Source organism: Streptomyces sp. NPDC002754 (assembly GCF_053592315.1).
Window position 1 is genome coordinate 1 of the sequence record NZ_JBSFVM010000070.1, and the last position, 6,596, is coordinate 6,596.

Consider the following 6,596-nt stretch of genomic DNA (forward strand, 5'->3'; position numbering starts at 1 on the left):
CGCTCCTCGAACATCCCGGCCACGGACGAATCCCGCACCGCCGCGGCGGTGTCGTTCCACCGCACCAGCACCCGGTCCCGCTCACCGGCGTCGAGCACCTCGATGTCACGCACCGCGATGTCCGGGGCGGCCACCACCGCCTCGAGCACCCGGGTGAACCACTGCGCGAACCGGGCGGCGGCCGGCTTGTCGAACAGGTCCGCCGCCACCGTGATCCCGCCGCGCAGCCCCGCCGGCGCCCCCTCGGCGTCGTGCACCTCGCCGAGCGCGACCCATACGTCGAACTTCACCGAGGCCGTGGCCTCACCGCTCTGCTGCGTGTTCCCGCCGGAGGCGCGGGTGCCGGACAGTTCCAGGGCCGCGTCTCCGGTGGTCTGCATGGTCAGCACGACCTGCGCCAGCGGATGCCGAGCCATCGACCGCTCGGGGGCCAGCTCCTCCACCAGCCGCTCGAACGGCACGTCCTGGTGCGCGAACGCGCCCAGGCTGGCCTCCCGCACTCGCCCGAGCACCTCGCGGAACTCCGGCTCGCCCGACAGATCCGTCCGGACCACGAGCGTGTTCAGGAAGAGCCCGACCAGGTTCTCCAACGCCTCGTCGCCCCGGCCCGCGATCGGCGATCCGATCGGAATGTCCGTCCCTGCCCCCACCCGCGAGACCGTCACCGCCAGCGCGGCCTGCAGGATCATGAACACCGTCACGCCCTCGGCCCGCGCCAGCTCCACCAGCCGCTGATGCACCTCGCCGGTCACTCGCAGCGGCGCGGCATGCCCGCGATGGCTGGCCACCGCCGGGCGCGCCCGGTCCACCGGCAGCGCCAGCTCTTCCGGCGCTCCCGCCAACGTCCCGCGCCAGTACTCCAGTTGCGCCGACAGCAGGCTGTCGGGGTCGGACTCCTCGCCCAGCAACTCCCGCTGCCACAGCGCGTAGTCCGCGTACTGCACCGCCAGTGGCTCCCACTCCGGTGCCTCGCCACGCAGCCGCGCCGCATACGCGGCCGACAGGTCCCGGCTCAGCGGGCCCATCGACCAGCCGTCGCCCGCGATGTGGTGCACGACCACCACCAGCATCTGTTCATCGGAATCGGACCGGAAGAGCCACGCCCGGATCGGCAGCTCCGCCGACAGGTCGAACGCATGCTGCGACGCCCGCACCACGGCGTCGTCCATCTCGCCGGGCTCCACCTGGGTGACCAGCAGTTCCCAGTCCAGCTCCCGCGGTTCGAGGATCCGCTGGTAGGGCTCGCCGTCCACGGCCGGGAACACCGTGCGCAGCGCCTCGTGCCTGTCGATCACATCGCGCAGTGCCGCGCCCAGCGCGGCGGCGTCGACGCCGCTCAGCCGGAGCGGCACCGCGATGTTGTAGGCCGGGTTCGGGCCTTCGAGCTGCGCCAGGAACCACAGCCGCCGTTGCGCGAACGACAGCGGCACCAGCTCCGGACGCGTCCTCGCCCGCAGCGGCAGCTGCGCCTGCGCCGTGCCCTCGCCCAGGCGGGCCGCGAGCCCGGCCACCGTCGGCGCCTCGAACAGGGTCCTGAGCCCGACCTCCACGCCCAGCACCGCGCGGACCCGTGCGGTCAGGCGCGCCGCCAGCAGCGAATGGCCCCCCAGCTTGAAGAAGTCGTCATCGACGCCGACCGACGCGAGCCCCAGTACCTCGGCGAACACACCGCACAGGATCTCCTCCTGCACGGTGGCCGGGGCTCGGCTCGTCCCGGTGTCGTACTCCGGCGCGGGCAGGGCCTTGCGGTCGAGCTTGCCGTTGACGGTCAGCGGCAGCTCGTCCAGCGTGACGAACGCGGCCGGGACCATGTACTCCGGCAGCCGGGACGCCACGAACTCCCGCACACCCTCCCCGTCGATCCCGGCGCCGTCGGAACCAACGACGCCATCGGACCCATCGGACCCATCGGTTGGGACGATGTAAGCGACCAGACGCTTGTCACTCGGCGTGTCCTCACGGGCCAGCACCGCGGTCCGGGCCACCTCGGGGTGTGCGCCCAACACGGCCTCGATCTCGCCGAGTTCGATGCGGAAGCCGCGGATCTTCACCTGCTCGTCGGCGCGCCCGACGAACATCAGCCGGCCGTCCGTCGTCCACTTGGCCAGGTCCCCGGTCCGGTACATCCGCTCGCCCGCGGATCCGAACGGGCAGGCCACGAACCGCTCACCCGTGAGCCCGGGGCGGCCCACATACCCGCGCGCCATCCCCGCACCGGCCACGTACAGCTCGCCCGCGACTCCTGCGGGCACCGGCTGCAGCGCCGCATCCAGCACGAACAAGCGGGCGTTGGCGACCGGCGTGCCGATCGACGGCGCGTCCCCGAGAACCAGTGGCCGCGACATCGAAGCGCACACCGTGATCTCCGTCGGACCGTAGGCGTTGATCAGCCGACGCCGCGGCGCCCACCGCTCCACCAACGCCGCGTCCAGTGCCTCACCGGCAGACACGAGCGTGGTCACCGAGCCCAGATCGGCGGCGTCGAGAGCGCCCAACACCACCGGAGGCAGCGTCGCGTGCGTCACCCCGTGACGGGCCACCACCTCGGCCAGCCCGCCCCCCGGGGTCAGCTCCTCCGCCGACGCCACCACCAGGGCGGCCCCGGCGCCCAGCGCCATCAGCACCTCCCACGTCGCGGCGTCGAATCCGATCGACGCGAACTGCAGCACCCGCGCATCGGGTTCGACCGCGAACCGTTCGATCTGCGCGGTCGCCAGGTTCACCGTTCCGCCGTGGGTGAGCGCGACGCCCTTGGGCCGGCCCGTCGAGCCCGACGTATAGATCACATACGCCAGTCCGGTGGCGCCAACCGTGAAGTCGGGCGCGCTCTCCGGGCAGGCGTCGATCCGTTCGCGTACCTGCCGGGCGTCCAGCGGCACCACGGCCGCCCCGTTCAGCGCCTCCGCCGACACCGTGTCCGAACCGCCGGTCAGCACGACCGACGCACCGCTGTCGTCGATCATGAACCGGATGCGCTCGGCGGGCTGCCGGGCGTCGATCGGCAGATACGCCGCCCCCGCCTTCCACACCGCGAGGATCGCCGTCACCAACTCGGCCCCACGCGGGACGCACAGACCCACGACGGACTCCGGGCCGACACCGATCCCGCGCAGATAGTGCCCCATACGGTTGGCCGCCACGTCCACCTGCGCATACGACAGCTCGACACCGTCGCCGACCACCGCCGCGGCACCCGGGGCCGCGGCCACCCGCGCCTCGAACAGCTCCACCATCGACGAGCCCACCAGCTCGACCGGCGAGGCGCTCCCGCCGCGCAGCAGCTGTTCACGCTCATCGGGCTGCAGGACGTCCACGGCACTCAGCCGGGTGTCGGGCGCCGCGGTCACCAGATCGAGGACCCGGCTCCACCGTTCGGCAAGTGCCTCCACCGAACCGGCGTCGAACAGATCCACCGCCCCGATGACGGACCCGCGCAGCCCGGCCGGACGGCCGTCCTCGTCGTAGACCTCCCCGACCATCACATCCACGTCGCACTTCACCGACGCCGCCATGGCGCCGTCGACGCCGGCGCCCCCGCCCGTGCGCACACCGGGCATCTCGAGCCCGGCCCGCTCGACGTTCTGCAGGGTCAGCGACACCTGGAACAGCGGGTGCCTGGCCATCGACCGCTGCGGCGCCAGCTCCTCCACCAGCCGCTCGAACGGCACGTCCTGATGCGCGAAGGCCCCGAGACTCGTCTCCCGCACCCGGGCCAGCACCTGCCGGAACTCCGGGTCACCCGACAGATCCGTCCGGACCACCAGCGTGTTGATGAAGAAGCCGACCAGGTCGTCGAGCGCCTCGTCGGCGCGACCGGCCACACCGGATCCGATCGGGACATCGGCGCCCGCGCCGAGCCGCGACAGGGTCACCGCGAGGGCGGCCTGCACCACCATGAACATCGTGACGCCCTCGGCCCGTGCCAGCTCCACCAGCCGCTGATGCACCTCGGCGGACACCCGCACCGGCACCGGGTGCCCGACGTGACTCGCCACCGCCGGGCGTGAGCGGTCCACCGGCAGCGCCAGCTCCTCCGGCGCGCCGGCCAGCGCCTGCCGCCAGTAGCCGACCTGCGCCGCGATCAGGCTGTCGGGGTCGGACTCCTCGCCCAGCAACTCCCGTTGCCACAGGCTGTAGTCGGCATACTGCACCGGCAGCGGCTCCCACTCCGGGGCCTCGCCACGCAGCCGCGCCGCGTACGCCGCCGACAGATCCCGGCCCAGCGGGCCACGGGACCAGCCGTCGCCCGCGATGTGGTGCATGACCACCAGCAGCACCTGCTCCTCGGGGCCGGCCTCGAACAGCCACGCCCGGATCGGCAGCTCCCCCGACAGATCGAACGCGTACCGCGACGCCTGCCCGACCACTTCCGCCAGTTCCTCGGGCGCGACGTGAGACACCTCGAGTTCCCACGCCAGGTCCGCCGGGTCGAGGATCCGCTGGTACGGCTCACCGTCGACGGCCGGGAAGACCGTGCGCAGCGACTCGTGCCGCCCGATCACGTCCCGCAACGCGCCGCCCAACGCCGCGATGTCCACACCGCTCATCCGCAGCGGCACCGGAATGTTGTACGTCGGGCTGGGCCCCTCCAACTGGTCGAGGAACCACAGCCGCCGCTGGGCGAACGACAACGGCACCCGCTCGGGCCGCGTCTCCACCACCGTCAGCGCCTTGCGGGCCCGCCCCACACCCTCGGCCAGCCGCGCCGCGAGCCCGGCCGCGGTCGGTGCCTCGAACAACGCCCGTACCTCGACCTCCACGCCGAGCACCACACGCACCCGTGAGGTCAGGCGCACCGCCAGCAGGGAGTGCCCGCCCAGCTCGAAGAAGTTGTCGTCGACGCCGACCGACTCCACGCCGAGCACCTCGGCGAACACCGCGCAGAGGATCTCCTCCTGCGCGGTGGCCGGGGCGCGGCCCGCGCCCGTGACGTACTCGGGCGCGGGCAGGGCCCTGCGGTCGAGCTTGCCGTTGACGGTCAGCGGCAGTTCCGCCAGTGTCACGAACGCGGCCGGGACCATGTACTCCGGCAACCGCGACGCGGCCGCCGCTCGCAGCCGGTCCCCGTCCAGGGAGTCGCCGTCCTGGTCCGCCGGCACCACGTACGCCACCAGGCGCTTGTCGCCCGGCGTGTCCTCCCGCGCGATGACCGCGGCCTGCGCCACCTCCGGTCGCGCCGACAGGACGGCCTCGATCTCACCGGGCTCGATGCGGAAGCCGCGAATCTTGACCTGCTCGTCCGCACGGCCGGCGAAGACGAGCTGCCCGTCCGCCGTCCACTTGGCCAGGTCCCCGGTCCGGTACATCCGCGCCCCGGACGCTCCGAACGGGCAGGCGACAAACCGCTCACTCGTGAGGCCCGCACGGCCGACGTAGCCACGTGCAACGCCGGCTCCTGCCACGTACAACTCGCCCGTCACACCGGAGGGAACGGGCGTGAGCGTCTCATCGAGGACGTAAAGGTGTGTGTTGGCAGTCGGCGTGCCGATCGTCGGCGCGTCTCCCGGTGTCAGCGGCTGCGACATCGAGGCACAGACGGTGATCTCGGTCGGGCCGTAGGCGTTGATCAGTCGACGGTTCGGTGCCCACCGCTCCACCAGGCCCGCGTCCAGGGCTTCACCGGCAGATACGAGCGTGGTGACCGAGGTCAGGTCGGTGTCGGCGTCGAGGGCTCCCAGGACCGCGGGCGGCAGCGTCGCGTGCGTGACGGAGTGCCGCGCCGCGACCTCCACCAACCCACCGCCCGGCAGCAGTTCGTCGGCCGAAGTCATCACCAGAGCGGCACCGGAGCACAGCGCCATCAACACCTCGGACACCGCCGCATCGAAACCGATCGACGCGAACTGCAACACCCGCGAGTCACGTTCCACCGCGAACCGTTCGATCTGCGCCGCCACCAGGTTCAGCGCTCCGCCGTGGGTCGCCGCCACACCCTTCGGCACACCCGTCGAACCCGACGTATAGATCACGTACGCCAGGCTGGCGGGACCCGTCACGGTCTCCGGTCGCACGTCCGAGCAGCTGTCGACCAGCATGGTGGTCATCGGGTCGTCGACCGCGACCATCCGCACTCGCCCGGCCGGCAGGTCGTCGAGGGCCTCCTGCGTTCCCAATACGAGCTGCGCCCGGCTGTCCGCCAGTATGTGCGCCATCCGCTCCACCGGCAGCGCCCCGTCAACCGGCACGAACGCCGCTCCTGCCTTCCACGCACCCAGGATCGCGGTCACCAACTCGGCGCCGCGCGGCAGGCACACACCCACCACGGACTCCGGGCCCACACCCATGCCGCGCAGATGGTGCGCCAACCGATTCGCCGCCGCATCCAACTCGCCGTAGGACAGCTCCACGCCATCACCCACGACCGCCGTCGCACCGGGCGTCCGCGCCGCCTGAGCCTCGAACAACTCCACTGCCGACGTGCCCGTGGTGGGGGCGGTGGTGTCATTCCACACGTGCAGGAGTTGGTCGCGTTCGTCGTCGCGCAGGACGTCGACGGCGCCGAGCCGGGTCTCGGGTGCCGTGGTCACGAGTTCAAGGACCCGGTTCCAGCGCTCGGCGAGCGCCTCCACCGAACCGGCATCGAACAGGTCCACCGC

1 protein-coding gene is annotated in these 6,596 nt (G+C 72.2%); it reads right to left on the reverse strand.

Going from position 1 to position 6,596, the window contains the following annotated elements; genetic code table 11:
* A partial coding sequence (locus tag ACWD2L_RS40695; protein WP_451193760.1) for an amino acid adenylation domain-containing protein occupies positions 1-6,596 on the reverse strand: 6,596 nt, incomplete at both ends.